This window comes from Kitasatospora cinereorecta (assembly GCF_024172095.1).
In the GTDB taxonomy this organism is placed as follows: Bacteria; Actinomycetota; Actinomycetes; order Streptomycetales; family Streptomycetaceae; genus Kitasatospora; species Kitasatospora cinereorecta.
Window position 1 is genome coordinate 1 of sequence record NZ_JAMZDX010000008.1, and the last position, 15,177, is coordinate 15,177.

A 15,177-nucleotide genomic window follows, 5' to 3' on the forward strand; every position below is an offset into this window, starting at 1 on the left:
CGGTCGGGTAAGCCCGGCAACGGCGAGTGGCGGCAGACGGTACAGGCGATCAAGGACGAGCAGGCCGAGGAGCAGAAGCGGCAGGCCGTGCGGGACGAGCTGCGCGCGGCCGGGGTGGCGGTGATCGACGTCCCGTATCGGTGGTGGCACACGGACGCCCGGCCGCTGTCGCACCTGCTCACCTCGTTGGGTAAGCCTCTGACGGTCGAGATCCACACACAGGTCTGCCCGAGTCACGGCGCGGCCGTCGACCCGGACACGCTGGAGGTGACCCACGTGTGCACCAACTGGCACGCCGAGGGCCACCGGCTCACCGAGGAGCACGCCGCCGAGCTGGAGGAGATGGGCAAGACTCCGGTCGACCCCGAGGCCGAGAAGGCGAAGGCGAAGGCCAGGCGCGAGGGCAACACCGCGTGGCGCTCCGCCCGGACCGTCCGTCAGGAGGTGCTGCGCGCGGCGATCGCGGAGAAGAACCTGCCCGAGGCTGCCGACGAGCTGACCGAGCGCACCGTCATGGGCCGTAAGACGTGGTGGTTCAAGTCAGTTGCGTCCGCCCGAACCGAGGTGGCCGCCGCCCTGCTGGGCGTGCCCGACCCGAACGAGGGGCGCAGCCAGTGGGAGCGGCTGGAGGACCCGTTCGCGGAGCTGATCGCCGCCGGTCCCAAGACCCGCCGCAGGCACCGCATGTTCGCCCGGGTGGTGGCCGCGATCGAGACCTATGTCATGGCGGACAAGGAGTGGCCGGAGCCGACCGAGGACATGGTCACGTACCTGCGGTTCCTGGAGAAGGCGTTCGGCTACACCCTGGCCGAGTGCGAGCGCCAGGTGATCGCCGCGTACGAGAGCAAGGCGAAGCAGGGCGACAAGGACGCAGGTAGCGATTCGGCCGACGACGCCGAGGCCGACGACCAGGGCGACACCGCCGAGGGCGGAGCGGCAGAGGAGAGCGGCACCGGCCACGACGCCGAGGTGGAGGCTGAGGCGCAGCCCGCACCGGAGAGCGCGGCGGGCGAGGTGGCCGAGGGCCAGGAGCAGGCCGAGGCGGAGCAGCAGCCGACCGGGGACACCCCGACCGAGGGCTGACAGCAAGGTCGGGGGCGGGGGCCGTTGTTGTGGCCCCCGCCCCCGGCTCGATCGGAGAGGAGGAGAGGTGCATGGAGAAGGCCGAGGAGGTAGCCGGCGACCTGTTCGCCGCGCTGCTGAAGGAGACCGCCGAGTGGGCCGACGACTCCGAGCAGGGGTGGGTGGACGGGCTCTGGGCGATGCCGCCGGGCGAAGCGCTCACCGCAATGGAGGAGTCGAACTGTCTGCCCGGCCAGCTGGCCGGTCCCGCCGCCGCCGCACTGCGCTTCTTGGCTCCGCACGTCTACGGCGTCCCGGGCTGATCAGCAGGACCGGGACGGGAAGAAGAACGGCGGTCCGCCCCGCCATAAGGCGGGACCCCCTGTCGAGCTGACAGCAGGCTGGCGCGGACCGCCATCTGCGGCAGGTTTCGACGCTGCCGCTCCCTTCGAACCAGTTCTCACAGGGAGACCGGTTGCGAGGGTTCAGGATAGCGCGGCGGGCGATCGGTCTGTGACGGGTAGATCACGCTTGCATGCGTGATTGATGGGTGATATAGTTCTCTTGTTGGAGCGGGGTGGCACCCCGGACCCGCACCCTTCGAGCCAGACCCCAGGGAGAACCCGATGGAACTCACCCACCTCCGCACGGACGAGCGCGAACCGGAGTGCACCGACTGCTACGGAACGGGCCGCATCGAGCTCTACCACCCCTCCACCGACGCTCTTACCGGCTACACGCCCTGCGCCCCGGAGTGCCAGCAGCCCATCGCCGAGAGCGCCGCCCGCTCGCGCGCCGCACGGGACCTCGCCGACGCCGCGTGGGCCGCGAAGGTGGCGGCTGGCACCGAACCCCCGCTCTGACCCACCCCGCGGCCGGGGCCGACCGCCCCGGCCGCGCACACGACCACACCAGACCCGACCACGCCCAGGGAGATCCGATGAACGATCCGGCAGCGACGACCCCCGCCGAGCCCACCACCGAGAACGACCGGCCCGACTGGACGACCCTCCCCGCACACGCCTTCACCGCTGCGCCGCGCGCCACGCAGGTCTCCCTGTTCGCCATCGGGGACGACTCGTTCGGCACCCCGTCGCTGCTCGACGACGCACAGCCGCTGTTCTGACCGCCCGGCCGCCCGGCCCGGCCACACCGCTGCGCCCCGGCTGGCCGCCGGGGCGCCGACCCTGAACCGAAGAAAGGGAACGACATGGAGATTTCGCCGACCTGGGAGAAGCTCAGCAGCCGGTTCGCCGCGCTCGGCGAGCAGATCGCCGCCGCCCTGAACACCCTCGAACCCGAGGAGCGGCGCGGCTGGACCCACCGCCGCGAGAACAATGCGTACGGCTCGGTGGCGCTCCTGCATCCGGCCGGCTGGCAACTGCACATCTGGCGGGAGAAGGCGCACTGCACGGGCGCGGCCGGCCAGCGGCTGACGATCAGCGGCATCGTTCCGAGCGAGTACCGGGGCCGGGCGGAGCACCGGATCACCGTCGCGGGCGACCGCCCGCCCGGGGACATCGCACGCGACATCGCGCGGCGCCTGCTCCCGGGGTACCGAGACACGGCGGCCAAGGCTTTCGAGCATCGCGACCAGGAGCAGGCCGCCACCCGGGCCCGGGTGGCGGCGTTCGCCCGGCTGCGCGAGGCTCTGCCCGCGCTGAACACCGGAGCGAGCAGCATCGAGAGCGGGTACGGGCTGTTCTACCGGGGGTACGCCCGGGTGGCCGACGGCCAGGGGGGTGCCCGGGAGAGCGGGCACCGCGCCCACGCCTCCGGGACAGTGCGGCTGTCCCACGACGGGTCGACCGGTTCCATCAAGGCGGACGAGGTGCCGCTGGAGTTGCTGGTGGAGTTCCTGGCGCGACTCAACGCCGACCCGCAGGCGCTGACCGGGAGGGTGATGCCGCGCTTGCTGGACAGTGCTCTGCCCGAGCTGGGCTGGCGGCCACGCGTCGTCCCCGGGGAGGTGGTCACCGGAGAGCCGGCGGGCAGCGGGGAACAGCGGCAGACGCTGCCCGCCGCCGGGACCGAGGCGAAGCCGATCACGCCCGCCGACGTGCCAATGATCTAATCTAGTTCTCTTGTTGGAAATCGGCGGCACCTTCCACCGGAGGAACCACATGAGCACGAAGCGCGGATACGCCTGGGGCATCGGCGGCACCGAGTACCTGATCGTCCCCGGCGAGGCATGGAACAGGCCCCCGCTGACGGAACACCCGCAGGAGGCCGTCCGCCCGGTCCACCCGCGCGTGGACACCCTCGCGCTGGTGGACCGGGTCTGGCACGGAGGCGTGAGCGGCGACGGCTACGTGCACCGCATCGTCGAGGTCGTCCCGACCACCTGACGCCACGAGCCGGGCCCCGCCCGACCGCGACCGACCCGCACCCCTGCCCGGGGGCGGCGGCTGGCCCCGCCGCCCCCGAACCCCTTCGAACCACAACCGACCCGAGGAGACACCACCGTGCACACACACCCGCCCACCGCCGCCGCCCAGGCCCGCAGACTGGTCACCGCCGCCCTGCTGGAGGCCGGGCTGCGCCCGACCTCCCTCCACCCGGACGAGCCCTGGCGGGGCCGCACCACCGGGTTCCTGGTCCGGGGCGACGAGAGGGCCGTGACGGTCAGTCGGCACCCGTTGCCGCTCGACCGCCAGGCACGCGACACCTACCACCGCGCGGTCTACGCCGGTTCGGTGGCGACCAACAGCGCGTGGCGGTACGAGGACGGCCCCGAGGGCTCCCTGGTGGTGCGTCCGGGCGTCTGGGGGTGGGGCGGGCCCATGACCACGCCCGGCCCGCTGACCGCCCTGGCCGCCGAGGAGCTGGAGGCGGCACTCACCGGCGAGGCGTTCGAGGTGTGGGCGGACACCGCGAACGGGCGCACCGTCGTCCCGGTGGGCAACTCCCGCACGACGACGCTGGCCATGCTCCGGCGTGCCCTGAAGAACGGGCGCACGGTGGCCGCCGACGCCCAGGGCGTGGTCACGGTCGACGCCCGCGGCTTCCGGGGGGACCCGTACCGCGTGTTCGTCAACGCCATCCCCGCCGCGTGGGTCGGCGGGCTGTGCGCGGGATGCGGCTGCACCCGGCGCGAGCACGGCGACCTCTACAAGCCGCTGTGCTGCGACGAGTTCCGGCGCTGACCTGCCCACAAGCGGCGGGCCGACCGGCCCGCCGGGCCCCCGAAGCCACGGCGAGACCGAGCACCCACCATCGGAAGGGACGATGCATCCATGCCCGAGGCGGACCTGACTGCCGAGCAGAAGGCCCTAGCGCAGCGGCGGGCACGACTCCCGCGCTCCCTCCGTCAGCTGCGCGGATTCGTGGACCGGTTGGCTGGCCTGGCGGAGCACAGCGCCTACGACGCCTATCTGCTCGACTGTCTGCGCGCGGTCCTGCTGGAGCAGGAGGTCGCCTCCGCCACGTCGGGGCGCTCGGTCCATCCCGGGCTGCGCGTGGAGGGGAACGCCTGGCCGGGGGCGGACCCCGCAACCCGATTCAGCGTGGCGCTGACCGGGGGGCGGGGGCGACTGCTGAGGCGGGGGTTCCCGACGACGCACGCGGCTCGGTGCGCGGCGGTCCGGCTGGCCGACGCCGCCGACTGGCGCCTGCCGACGGCGGAATTCGGGGCGCAGCACCACGCCGCCGTGCTGGCCGAGGAGACCCGGCCAATCTGACGGGGCCTCCGGTGTTCGAGGCACCCGGCCACGGTGGCCGGGTGCGCTGCCCCTGCTCCACCCTCACCGCCCCCTGACGGGCTCCCGCAGCCCCCTCTCTGCGGGGCGGCCAGCACCGCCGCCCCGCCCCCACCACACCCCGCCGCACCGTCCCGTGCGGCTCACCGAACCGGAGGATCATCGTGTCCATCCCCGCCATGACCACCAACGCCACCACCGCGTGCGACAACTGCGGCCACCGCCGCTGGACGCTGCACGTCACCGTCACCACGCGCAGCCCGGCCGCCGGGGCCGTCGTGGTCGCCGTGCCCGCGCCGCCCGCCCTGGAGCTCCTGGTCACCTGCGGCACCTGCGCCGGCTGGCTCGACCAGAAGGACCCCCTCCACGCCGCCTTCTACGCGCTCCTGGTCGACCGCTTCGCCCAGCAGCAGTCCGTCCGGCCCGGACGCCTGCACCACCTGCGCCGCCTGCTGCGCCGCCACACCGGGGCCCGGGTGTGAGCCGCACCCGCACCGGGGTCCGCAGACGCACTGCGAACGTGAACGCAGTCTGATATAGTTGTCGTTCTGGTAAAGCCCGGAGGTCGATCCACCGCTTCGAACCAGAGGAGCCTTTCGTGAGCACCACCACGACCACCCTGGCCTACCGCATCGGCGACCCGGACGCCGAATGCCGCCTACCCCGTGATCATCGGCATCGAGAACCCCCTGGTGATCGGCCGGGCCTACCGGCGGCATCGGACCGCCGATGGCCGATACGTGGCGCCCCGACCCGGGAGTGGCAGCGGCCCCTCGCCTTGATCAGTTGGAGGCAATGACGACAGTGCGATGGTCGTCATCAACGGGACCACCGCGAAGGTCCCCCATCATGCGGACATCGTTGAAGCCAGCGGCCAACAGGGCGGATCGCAGCTGGCTGCGGGAGTACATGCGGGTGCGGCAGCCCCTGGACCAGCCAGGACGTGAGTAGCGGACGTGGGCGAGCTGGCTGGTCCAGTCGAACCAGGAGTCCTCCTGGAGATCGCCATGCCGTACCCTCTTCGTGCTGATGGCCTCCGCTTCCGTGGTCCGGATCTGGCGCATCGCCTGCTCCAGAGTCGAGAGTTCCATGAGGAGTCGGCCGCCGGGAACCAGGACGCTCTGCCACGCGATGAGTGCCGCGAGGTCGTCCTCGGGCGTGCTGAGATAGCCGAAGCTGGTCCACAGGTTAAGGACGAAGTCGAACGGGCCGGGTGGCGGGTTTCGCATGTCCTGTAGATGGAAGGTGGCGGACGGCCAGCGTCGCCGGGCCTCGGCGATCTGGTGGGGAGAGATGTCGATGCCGGCCACTGAGAATCCGCGGCGGGACAGCGGCCCGCTGTGGCGGCCGAAGCCGCACGGTACGTCCAGGATGCGTTGCCCGGGTCGGAGACCGAGAAGCTCGGTCAGGTCGGCAAGTTCCTGCTCCGTGGAGTCGTACTTGCCGAGAAGGCGGGATGTGGCCTCGAAGCCTGAGTCGAAGAAGTTGTCGACCCAACCGTCGGGAACGGGCTGGTGCGCTGCTGCGGACACGGGTATCACCCTTCGGTGGATGACGATGCTGCCGGACGTTGAGTGGTGGGACTGCGTCCATGCAGTTCCACCTCGCTGGTAGTCCTTCTGCGTAGCGAAGCGCTACTCTGAGTATCCGGCGATGGCCGATCTGTCGATAGCTTCCCGCGAGGTGGCACATGCAGTCGCACGAGACGAATTGGATCGAGTACTTCAGCTCCGGCGGGCACCGCGACGTGGTCCCGCTGGCTGCCGGAATGGAGGGCGCGGTCTACCGCCTCGGGCAGGGGCTGGTCGGCAAGGTCTGGGGCCAGCGCGAAGCTGCGGAGCTGAAGCGCCTGCAGGAGTTCTATGCGGACATCTCTGCGGCGGGGCTGTCCTTCGCGACGCCGCAGATCCTCGAAGTCCGCGAGGTCGAGGGGACCTCGGTGACGATCGAGCGGGAGCTGGCGGGCCGTCCGCTCAAGCAGTTCGTGGGCGACGGCGTGCCGCCCGAGGCGGACGCGGCCGTCGTGGAGGTGCTGCGGGGCTTGGCCTCGGTGCCGGCGACAGCGGCGATGCATCAGCTGGCGGTATTGGACGAATCAACGCCGCTGTGGGAGGGCGCGGGGAGCTGGGCAGCAGCGCTGAACGGACTGCTGCGGCGCCGGGTTGACGTCTTCGGAGATCAACTGCGTTCAGCGGTTGCCGACTTCGACGGCGTGTTCAACCAAGTCGCCGAGCTGGTCTCTCGGCAGGCTGATCGGCCGCAGTCGGTGGTGCACGGCGACGTGTGCCTGGAGAACATCCTCGTGGACGATGACCTGCGGCTAACCGCCTTGCTGGACTTCGGGTTCCTGTCCGGCGCGGGCGATCCTGCGTGGGATGCGAGCATCACGGCGGGAATCGTCGACATGTACGGGCCTCACGCACGGGAGGTCGATGACCGGCTTACTCACCGGATGGCGCGAGAGTTCGGCTATCCCGTTGAGCTGCTGCTCGGTTACCGCGCCGCGTACGGGATCGCGGCGGCAAATGCCTACGACCCCCACGGGGCTGACGGGCACTTCGCCTGGTGCGCAGCCGTGTTGAGGCGCGAGGACGTCCGTGAAGCTCTCGGGGCCATCGCTGTCTGACGAGCCGGACACACGGCCCCGCCCCTCCGACTGGTTGGAGAGCGGGGCCGTGGTGTCAGCTGGATGGACGCCTGAGCCGGTCGATGGCGTCCGGAACTTCGGTGAGCCGGTTCACGCTGGCGGTCGCCGGCAGGTGACCGTAGAGGTCGTAGCGGTCGTACAGGAGTGGCAGGGCGATGCGAGCGGCGCGGGCTCCGAGCACGTCGTTGACCAGGCCGTCCCCGAGGAACCAGCACTGGTCCGGGCTGAGACTCAGGGCGTTGACCGCGATGTCGAAGATCTCGCGGCGGGGTTTCTCCACGCCGACCTGACTGGAGTCGATGACGACCTCGAAGTACCCCCTCATTCCGGTAGCGGCCAGCTCGTCCTCCAGTGCTCCTTCGGAGTTGGCGACGGCGGCCAGGCGGATGCCCTGCTCACGTAGACGACGCAGGGCGACGTGCGCGTCGGGGTCCACGTCGCTGTAGAGGTCGGGCCTTCGGAGGCAGGTGTGGAACGCCCGAAGAGCGATGGGGTCGGGCACACCAAGGGCGCGGCCCCAGGCGAGGGCGACCTTGTCGTCGCCGCTGATGCCGACGGGAAGTGGCAGGTGGCGGGCTTCGGCGGCCAGGACGAGGGCTGCGGTTAGGCGATCTGGCTCGAAGGGCGAGCGGTGCCCGGCCTGGCGGAGTTCTTCCCCGAGGACGGTCGAGCTCGGGTGGATGACCGTCATCCCGATGTCGAGCAGTAGGGCCTTCGGCACGGCAGTGGCGTGCTGCAGGCTGCGCCCGGCATGAGGGGCTGGCTCTGCCTGGGAGGACACATGCGCCGCGGCCGCGTTGCTGGGTGCGGTGCGCCGGGAAGCGCTGGCGGTGATCAGGTCCGCGAGAGCAGCCTGGGTGTGGTCGGCCATCCGAGCATGGGAGAAATGCTCTTCCACGTGGGCTCGGGCTCGTTCGCCCAGGGACTTGCGCACGTGAGGGTCGGTGACGAGCTGGTCGAGAGCTTTGGCGAGCGGAGGAACTTGGTCGGGCGCCACCACGAGGGCGATGTCCGACCGGGTGGTGATCTCGCGGGTGCCGGGGATGTCGGTGGTGATGACCGGTGTGCCGCTGGCCATGGCTTCCAGGACGGCGAGGCCGAGCCCTTCGGCGAGGCTGGGCTGGGCGACGATGTCGGCTTCGGCCAGTAGCGCGGGCATGCCGGTGTAGGGGACGGTCTCGTCGACGGTGACGACGCCGTCCAGCTCCAGGGCGCCGATCTGGGCATGGAGTTGGTCGGCGTAGGCGCGGCTGGCGGAGTTGACGCTCCCGGCGATCAGCAGCCGGGTCTCTGGGTGGCGCCGGTGGATCTCGGCGAACGCGGGCAGCAGGTTGTGCATGCCCTTGCGGTGCTTGAGGCGTCCCGCGCAGACGATGAGCAGGTGCTCGCGGGTCAGGCCGTACCGCTCACGCACGTGCGGTTCTCTGCGGGCCGGGTGGAACAGGTCGGTGTCAACGCCGTGGTGGATCAGCGCAGTGGCCAGGTCCGGGGCCCAGTGGAGGGCGCGGGCGGCGTAGAACGCGGAGCCAGCCAGGACGAGGTCTGGCCGTAAGGTCTCGTAGACCATGCGCAGGCGGCCGGCTCCGAGTGGTTCCGCCTCGGGCTGCTGCTCGTGGAAGGCCGCGGCCCACGGGATATCGGCTCCAAGTGCCAGCATCTTGGCAGTGATTGCGGTGTCCAGGCTGTTGCTGAGGAGGATGTCCGGGCGGAAGTCGTCCACCAGGTACTGGAGTTCGGGCAGCAGGCCGAAGGCCATCTGTTCCCAGGCGATGGTGCTCTCGGTCGTGGTCCGGTAACTGGACAGGCGCTCGACTCGGACGCCGGCCGGGTCGCCGTCGATCTGCTCGCCCGGCTGGTGGCCGCTGGGCAGGTCGGTGGCAACGGTGACCTGGTGTCTGCGGGCGGCGAGGAGTTGGGCGACCTGGAAGGCGTAGGTCTCGGCGCCGCCGATGAGGGGGTGGAAGGTGGCGGTGAGGATCAGCAGACGCATGGGCGGTCAGGTCCTTCCGGGGCGTTCGATGATCTGGCTGATGGCCCTGGTGCCGGCGGGCACGCTGGCACCAGGTAGCAGGACGGTGTCGACGAGGGTGCATCCGGCTCCGATGTGGCTCCCGGGCCCGATGACAACGCGGGCCAGTTCGGTGCCCGGCTCAACGAGGGCGTCCTGGCCGAGCACGACCGGACCGGTGATGCGCGTGTCGGGAGGCAGTGTGCGGTCCTGCCCGCTCCACAGCCCATTGGTGCCGAGGGCGCGCAGGCCGGTGGCTCTGCGCTGTTGTGGGGAGCGGAGGTAGGCGAGGTTGGCCGCCAGCAGCGCCTCGGGGGTGCCGATGTCGCTCCACTGGCCGTCGAGGCGGTGGGTGGCGACGCGGCGTCCGCAGGCGAGCAGCGTGGTGACCAGCTCCGCGAAGTCGTACGGGCGGCCGTTGTCCGGTGGCGTGAGGCTGTGCAGCAGCTGTCGGCTCATGACGTAGATGCCACAGCTGATGTCTTCCAGCGGCCCGGCCTTGGCTGGCTTCTCCCGCATCCGGATCACGAAGCCGTCGGCGTCGAGATCCAGGACGCCGAAGCGGTGGGCGTCTTCGACGAGTGTGGTGACCAGGGTGAGATCGGCGCCCGAGCGGCGGTGGGTCGCGAGCAGCGCTGCCAGGTCGAGGTCGGTCAGCGCGTCCGCGCTGACCACCAGGTAGTCCTTGGCATCCGGAACCGCTCGGCGGCAGGCGACTACACCGCCGAGGGGACCGCTGGGTAGCGGCTCGGACACCAGATGCAGACGAGGTCCGCCCTGCTCGGACAGCCTCTGCACCGCGGCGAACGCATCCGGCAGGTGGCAGACGTTCGCGTGGAACTCCACTATGCCGGCGCGGTGGAGCGCGAGAGCCGTCCACAGGATGAGGGGGACGTTGAGGACAGGCAGGAGCGGCTTGGGGATGGTGCGGGTGAACGGGTCGAGGCGGCTGCCTCGGCCCGCGGCCAGCACGATCGCCGCCACGTGGGCCGCCTGCTGCGTGGCTGGTGCTGTGGTGGCGAGTAGGGATCGGTAGAGAGCGGCGCCGGCTGCCGGTTCACGCACCGGTGCGTCCCACGGGCGTGGTGCGCGAGCTGGGGGTGAAGGCCAGGGCCTGGCTCGGGACGGTCGAAAACATCGTCTCGATGTCCGCGTCGGTGAGGCCGACGGAGGCCATATTGGCGGCCTGTACTGGGTAGCCGGAGGAGCCGGAGGCCACCGCGCCGTCGTCGCGGTATCGCAGGGGGCTGTTCGGGAGCTGATGGAGGATCTCGCCGGCCATGGCGTCGAGTTCGGTGTCGTCGGTCATCGCGATCAGCCGCTGCGGGGTGAGGTAGTCGACGGTGCGGCGGCAGATCGCGAGGTCGACGTGGTGGCCGTCGAAGTTGAGCGCCGGGGTCAGCAGGTTGGCGCGGGTGGCCTCCAGCAGGGCGGCGGGCACCGGCCCGAGGGTGTCGGCCAGGGTATCGGGGGCCCATGCCTCGTCCATGAACTTGGCCAGTTCGTGCTGACGCCGGTCGCACTGATGCGGGGTGCGCCAGGCGTGGGTGAACGCCCGGGGCATGTCGTTGAACAGGTGGTCGGTCAGCACCAGGTACGGCGAGGACTTGTAGGACTCGTGGAGTTGGTTCAGGACATCCTTGGTGCGTTCGGCACTGCGCTTGGGGTTCTCTCGGGTGAAGTGGCCCAGCGCGATCCGGGTGCCCTGGTCATACAGCTCCGTCAGCAGGCCGGCGAACGTGCAGGCGGTGCTGATCTTCTCGTCCAGCGCGAGCGCGTCGGGGGCCATCACTACGTAGCGCAGCCCGAGGGTGCCGAGCGAGGCGATCGCGCGCCACTCGGCGCCGGTGGGGGTCCAGGATCCGGCGCGCGGGATGCCGCCCTCGGGGCCGAGGAGCGGGCCCTCCATGGCGAACCCGGCGATGGCGGGCAGGCGGCCGTCGCGCTTGAGCGCGTCGAACGCCTTCATCACTTCGGTGAAGGAGGCGAGGTGGTCGCGCCGCAGGTAGACGGTGGGCAGCACGGTCAGGTCGTGCTCGCGGGCGAGCGCGTCCACGGCCTCCAGATCGTCCGGCTGGAGGGAGGAGTAGTCGAAGCGGCCGATCCCGTGGGTGTGGAACAGCACGGTGCTCATGGGAAGTCCTTTCGGTGCGGCTCCTGCGGCTGGGTGGTCTCTAGGAGCAAGGTCGGTGCGGTGGGTAAGGCGCGATGTCAGTGCTCGTGGGGGACGGATCCCTGGCCGCTGATGCCGGTCAGGGCGTGCAGGAGCTTGGAGTGCAGGGCCGCGGTGCGGGAGGCCACCAAGTACTTGGCCTCCACCTGCGGGCCGTTCATTGCGAGGGCATGCCCGCGTTCGTCGCTGACGACAGCGCCTGCCGCCCTCAGGAGGTGGATCGGGGCGGCGATGTCCCAGGTCTGCTGCCCGCACATGCGCACCACGGCGCCGCTCGCGAAACCGCGGGCGACGTCCGTCAGGACGCGGGTGGCCTCGGCGTGATCGACGAGGTAGCGAGTACCGGTGGGAAGTGCCTTGCGAAGGCCAGGCGGGTCGCAGTAGACCGTGTGCACCACAGCCGTGTCCGACGGCGGGGAATCGCTCGCTTGGAAGGCAGCGGCGCCTGCGACGGCGACGCCAGTAAGGCCCGGGGCCGGGAAGTGGACGACGGAGAAGTCGGGCCGGTGCCCAGTCCAGGCGCTGAGGAGGATGGCGAAGTCGGGCGAGCCGGCCAGGTACTGGCTGGTGCCGTCCAGCGGGTCGACGAACCACAGCGTGTCGCCCGCGCTCTGATGGGATTGCTCGTCCTCCTCACTGACGACGAGTGCACCAGGGTGGGTCAGCTGTAGCACGGACAGGAGGATGTCCTGGCTGTTGTAGTCGGCGCGGGAGACCTGGCTTCCGTCGGTCTTGATGCGGACCCCAAGCTCGGACTGGCCGACCACCGCGTTACCGGGCCAGGTGTCCAGGAGGTGCTGCCCGGCGCGTAGGACACCGGCCACCACCTCGCTCTGCGCCGGCGAGCAAACCGAGTAGAGGTTTTCGAGGTTGGGAGACATGGCCTGGTGCAGCCGGGGAATCGGCCGACCGACGCCTGCGATGCCGTCGTCCGGTGCAAGCGAAGGGAGGATGGCGTCCCGCCAGGCATGCCATGAGTTCGTGTCGTCGAACACCTCTACGAGTCTCGGGCGTTCACGCTGCTGGCGCATCGCGCGGAGGAGGTGAACGGGTTCCCCGAACCCCGGTGGAATGAGCGTGACCGCCTCGTTGAGAGTGAGGTCCCGGGTCTCGGGCAGATGTGTGCCGATCACCGGCCGGTTGTGGGCCGCGAGCTGGCGGGCGGCCCACAACGTCTCCCCGCACACCGGGTGACGTAGTTGGATCGCGCAGTCACATGCGAGCATGAGCGCGTCCAGGTCCTGGTAGTCCACATAACCGAGCGGTCGGATGGACGGGTCGGCCGGTAAGGCAATCTCGTCGTCCACGCTCCCGGCCAGAACGAGCACGGTGTCGGCCGGCCTGTCCTGCCACAGCCGCCAGCCCTCGAGGACGGCGTCCAGGCGTTCATGGCGGCCGAGTCGGCAGCCGAGCGATGCGAAGACGTAAGCGTGCTGCGGGAGACCGAACCGTTCGCGGGCCGCCTCCAAGGACATGCCGGTTGCTGGGGCAACCGGGTAGGGCAGGGCGGAGACGCGGACGTGCGGGTAGCGGCTGGTCAGCAGGTGGGCGACATCGCGGTTGTGAACGAGGACCTCGGTGGCCTGTTCGACGGCGAGCCACTGAACGTTGCCGTGACCGGCCCATCGGTCCAGGCCAGCGAGATGGTACTCGTGCAGCAGGACCGGACCGGGGCGCTGGAGGAGCGCCTGCAGAGCGCCGATGTGCAGCGGATCGTTGCCGAGGTGGTAGAGAACCTGATCGAACTCACCTGGGTGCCGCTGGTCGTTGGGGCCGACGTGGACGCACCGGAAGTGGCGGCCGAGGTGGGGCAACGACTGCTCGATGTACCGGGCGGCGGCGCTCTTGTACGGGGCGCGGGGGCCGAAGATGCCGAGCGTTGGCAGTGCGCCGGTCGTCTTGGGACTGACGGAGGTCACGGCAGCAGCTTCACGAGGGTGGCGTCGAGGGGCTGCCTGGAGCCGGTGCACAGTTCCAGGTAGGCAGTCCGCAGGGCGTTGGCCACGGGTGCCTGCCGGTGGCGGGGCGCGTGCCGGTCGATCTGGCCGACGAGCCGCACCTCGTCCAACGTGCCAGCGATGAACACCTCGTCGGCGCTGTACAGCTCCGAACGGGTGATCGAGCGCTCCTGGGCGGTCAGGCCGAGTTCCGTCTGAGCCAGGCGAATGACGGTGCGTCGGGTGATGCTGTCCAGGATCCCGTCGGCCAATGGTGGAGTGATCAACTGCCCGTCACGCAGCAGGAAGACGGCGGCTCCTGGGGTCTCGGTAACGTGGCCGTCAGCGTTGAGGAGGATCGCTTCGTCGGCGCCAGCCTGGAGGGCTTCCAGGCGGGCCAGCCGGAACGCGGTGTACGCGGCGCCGGTCTTGGCCAGGGGCGGCAGCGCCAGCTCCGGGATGCGCCGCCACGTACTGATGGTGCACGACAGCGGTTGATCGGAGCGAGGACCGGTGGGGTGACAGGCGATGAACGCACCCACTGTCACTGTGTCCTGGCGCGCCGTGTAGCGGCCGGAGTCGACGTAGATCGTCGGCCGAACGTACACGTCCTCGCGCAGCTCAGTGGCGTGGAGGATCTCGCCGAGCCCCTGGGCCAGCTGCTCGATCAGCCCGTCGTGCGGGATCTGCAGCAGGCGCGCCGAGGCGGCGAGACGGTGCAGGTGCTCGTGCGGCCGGATGACGGCGAACTGCCCGGTCTCGGGGCGCCAGTAGCCACGGATGCCCTCGAAGACGTTCAGACCGCGAAGCGCCGTCTCGGAGGCGACGTGGACCTGGGCGTCCTGCCAGGGCACGACCTCGCCATTCCACCAGATCAGCTTCGGTTCAGTCTCGTACATGGTATTCCTCCTTGTGTTCGTTGGCGGTAGCGGGCCACTCCTGGACGGTCAGAGCGCCGTTGCCCAGGGCCGCGCGCAGGAGTTCGGGGACGTAGTCCACGTACGGTCGAAGGTTGTTGGAGGGCGGGTCGTCGTTCTGGGGGGGGTGGTGGGACGCGGCGAGCAGGGAGACGAACTCCGGGTGCCCGCCGGCCAGCGTCAGCTGGCGGTGGTGACGGGTGAAGATCGCGCGGAGCTCGGTGGCGTCCCGGGGCGGGGCGCCGAAGATGATGCCGATGTCCCCGTGGTCGCCACCGGTCTTGACGGCCCACAGCGTGACCTCGTCCGGCCTCAGCGCGAGGCCGGTCTCCTCCGCGAGTTCGCGCACCGCCTCGGCGCGCACGGCCGCCTCGGTGAGCAAGGCCCCGCTCGGCGGCACATCGACGTTGCCGCCGGGGAGTTGGACCCGTCCGGGGGTGCTTGTGGCGGCTCCCATGCGGCCCAGGACGACCCGCCCGTCCGTGGTCACCGGCAAGACCGAGGCGAACAGGGCACGGGCGAAGCGCCGCCCTACCGCCGGACCGGATGCCCGTCGCCACAGGTACTGGGAGTACGTGCCAGCCGACCAGTCCACTCGGCAGGTCGCGCCGTCCCAACTGAGCGAGCGGGCTGCCACGATGGGTCCGTCGAACAAGTTCGGGTTCGCCGCGAGCGCCGACTGCCAGGTGAGGGCGATCTCCTCGCTCTCCGAAGGCGTGTACTGCACGGGTTCCA

Annotated in this window: 16 protein-coding genes and 1 pseudogene; 10 read left to right on the forward strand and 7 right to left on the reverse strand. The window is 70.6% G+C overall.

From position 1 onward, the window contains the following. The 9 genes and pseudogenes from FHR36_RS35280 to FHR36_RS35320 all read left to right on the forward strand — a co-directional run. Positions 1–1,083, forward strand: a pseudogene (locus FHR36_RS35280) (hypothetical protein); the annotation flags it as partial. Positions 1,084–1,154: 71 nt separating this feature from the next. Continuing rightward, on the forward strand, positions 1,155–1,385 hold the full coding sequence (locus FHR36_RS35285) for a hypothetical protein (RefSeq protein ID WP_253804170.1): 231 nt from the start codon (positions 1,155–1,157) through the stop codon (positions 1,383–1,385). Positions 1,386–1,688: 303 nt separating this feature from the next. Beyond that, complete coding sequence (locus FHR36_RS35290) at positions 1,689–1,925, forward strand: hypothetical protein (protein WP_253804172.1); 237 nt, start codon at positions 1,689–1,691, stop codon at positions 1,923–1,925. A gap of 77 nt (positions 1,926–2,002) precedes the next feature. Continuing rightward, complete coding sequence (locus FHR36_RS35295; protein ID WP_253804174.1) at positions 2,003–2,188, forward strand: hypothetical protein; 186 nt, start codon at positions 2,003–2,005, stop codon at positions 2,186–2,188. Positions 2,189–2,272: 84 nt separating this feature from the next. Further along, positions 2,273–3,136 carry a hypothetical protein gene (locus tag FHR36_RS35300; protein WP_253804176.1) on the forward strand — a complete coding sequence of 288 codons (864 nt, stop codon included), beginning with the start codon at positions 2,273–2,275 and terminating at the stop codon, positions 3,134–3,136. A gap of 49 nt (positions 3,137–3,185) precedes the next feature. Continuing rightward, on the forward strand, positions 3,186–3,410 hold the full coding sequence (locus tag FHR36_RS35305; protein ID WP_253804178.1) for a hypothetical protein: 225 nt from the start codon (positions 3,186–3,188) through the stop codon (positions 3,408–3,410). A 117-nt stretch (positions 3,411–3,527) separates the two neighbouring features. Continuing rightward, positions 3,528–4,208 (forward strand): hypothetical protein, encoded by a 681-nt coding sequence (locus FHR36_RS35310; RefSeq protein WP_253804180.1) that lies wholly within the window; start codon positions 3,528–3,530, stop codon positions 4,206–4,208. 90 nt (positions 4,209–4,298) lie between these two features. Further along, positions 4,299–4,742, forward strand: a complete 444-nt coding sequence (locus FHR36_RS35315; RefSeq protein ID WP_253804181.1) for a hypothetical protein — start codon at positions 4,299–4,301, stop codon at positions 4,740–4,742. Positions 4,743–4,924: 182 nt separating this feature from the next. Then, the gene (locus FHR36_RS35320) at positions 4,925–5,242 is read left to right on the forward strand and encodes a hypothetical protein (protein ID WP_253804183.1); all 318 of its coding nucleotides are present in this window, start codon (positions 4,925–4,927) and stop codon (positions 5,240–5,242) included. A 300-nt stretch (positions 5,243–5,542) separates the two neighbouring features. Here FHR36_RS35320 and FHR36_RS35325 read toward each other — a convergent pair whose 3' ends face one another. Then, positions 5,543–6,292 carry a class I SAM-dependent methyltransferase gene (locus tag FHR36_RS35325; RefSeq protein WP_253804185.1) on the reverse strand — a complete coding sequence of 250 codons (750 nt, stop codon included), beginning with the start codon at positions 6,290–6,292 and terminating at the stop codon, positions 5,543–5,545. A 158-nt stretch (positions 6,293–6,450) separates the two neighbouring features. Here FHR36_RS35325 and FHR36_RS35330 point away from each other — a divergent pair, with 158 nt between their 5' ends. Continuing rightward, positions 6,451–7,386, forward strand: coding sequence for a phosphotransferase family protein (locus FHR36_RS35330; protein ID WP_253804187.1), 936 nt, complete (start codon positions 6,451–6,453; stop codon positions 7,384–7,386). 55 nt (positions 7,387–7,441) lie between these two features. Here FHR36_RS35330 and FHR36_RS35335 read toward each other — a convergent pair whose 3' ends face one another. The 6 genes from FHR36_RS35335 to FHR36_RS35360 all read right to left on the reverse strand — a co-directional run bounded on the left by FHR36_RS35335 (position 7,442) and on the right by FHR36_RS35360 (position 15,169). Then, a complete protein-coding gene (locus tag FHR36_RS35335) occupies positions 7,442–9,397 on the reverse strand; it encodes an HAD-IA family hydrolase (RefSeq protein WP_253804189.1) in 1,956 nt (651 codons plus the stop codon). Positions 9,398–9,403: 6 nt separating this feature from the next. After that, positions 9,404–10,399: a nucleotidyltransferase family protein gene (locus FHR36_RS35340; RefSeq protein WP_253804191.1), complete on the reverse strand. Its 996-nt coding sequence runs from the start codon at positions 10,397–10,399 to the stop codon at positions 9,404–9,406. A 73-nt stretch (positions 10,400–10,472) separates the two neighbouring features. Then, positions 10,473–11,549, reverse strand: coding sequence for an amidohydrolase family protein (locus FHR36_RS35345; RefSeq protein WP_253804193.1), 1,077 nt, complete (start codon positions 11,547–11,549; stop codon positions 10,473–10,475). Between the two features lie 77 nt (positions 11,550–11,626). Further along, entirely contained in the window at positions 11,627–13,507 is a 1,881-nt protein-coding gene (locus tag FHR36_RS40160) for an inositol monophosphatase family protein (protein WP_253804195.1), read from the reverse strand. Beyond that, positions 13,504–14,424 (reverse strand): aminotransferase class IV, encoded by a 921-nt coding sequence (locus FHR36_RS35355; protein WP_253804197.1) that lies wholly within the window; start codon positions 14,422–14,424, stop codon positions 13,504–13,506. Before FHR36_RS35355 ends, FHR36_RS40160 begins: the two co-directional genes overlap by 4 nt. Then, entirely contained in the window at positions 14,411–15,169 is a 759-nt protein-coding gene (locus tag FHR36_RS35360) for an NUDIX hydrolase (protein ID WP_253804199.1), read from the reverse strand. The genes FHR36_RS35355 and FHR36_RS35360 overlap by 14 nt, the downstream gene beginning before the upstream one ends. Between the last annotated feature and the right edge of the window lie 8 nt (positions 15,170–15,177).

Coding starts and splice junctions, on each gene's coding strand:
- FHR36_RS35300 (WP_253804176.1), top strand. CDS start 2,273: ATGGAGATTTCGCCGACCTGGGAGAAGCTCAGCAGCCGGTTCGCCGCG.
- FHR36_RS35305 (WP_253804178.1), top strand. CDS start 3,186: ATGAGCACGAAGCGCGGATACGCCTGGGGCATCGGCGGCACCGAGTAC.
- FHR36_RS35315 (WP_253804181.1), top strand. CDS start 4,299: ATGCCCGAGGCGGACCTGACTGCCGAGCAGAAGGCCCTAGCGCAGCGG.
- FHR36_RS35290 (WP_253804172.1), top strand. CDS start 1,689: ATGGAACTCACCCACCTCCGCACGGACGAGCGCGAACCGGAGTGCACC.
- FHR36_RS35330 (WP_253804187.1), top strand. CDS start 6,451: ATGCAGTCGCACGAGACGAATTGGATCGAGTACTTCAGCTCCGGCGGG.
- FHR36_RS35285 (WP_253804170.1), top strand. CDS start 1,155: ATGGAGAAGGCCGAGGAGGTAGCCGGCGACCTGTTCGCCGCGCTGCTG.
- FHR36_RS35295 (WP_253804174.1), top strand. CDS start 2,003: ATGAACGATCCGGCAGCGACGACCCCCGCCGAGCCCACCACCGAGAAC.
- FHR36_RS35355 (WP_253804197.1), bottom strand. CDS start 14,424: ATGTACGAGACTGAACCGAAGCTGATCTGGTGGAATGGCGAGGTCGTG.
- FHR36_RS35335 (WP_253804189.1), bottom strand. CDS start 9,397: ATGCGTCTGCTGATCCTCACCGCCACCTTCCACCCCCTCATCGGCGGC.
- FHR36_RS35345 (WP_253804193.1), bottom strand. CDS start 11,549: ATGAGCACCGTGCTGTTCCACACCCACGGGATCGGCCGCTTCGACTAC.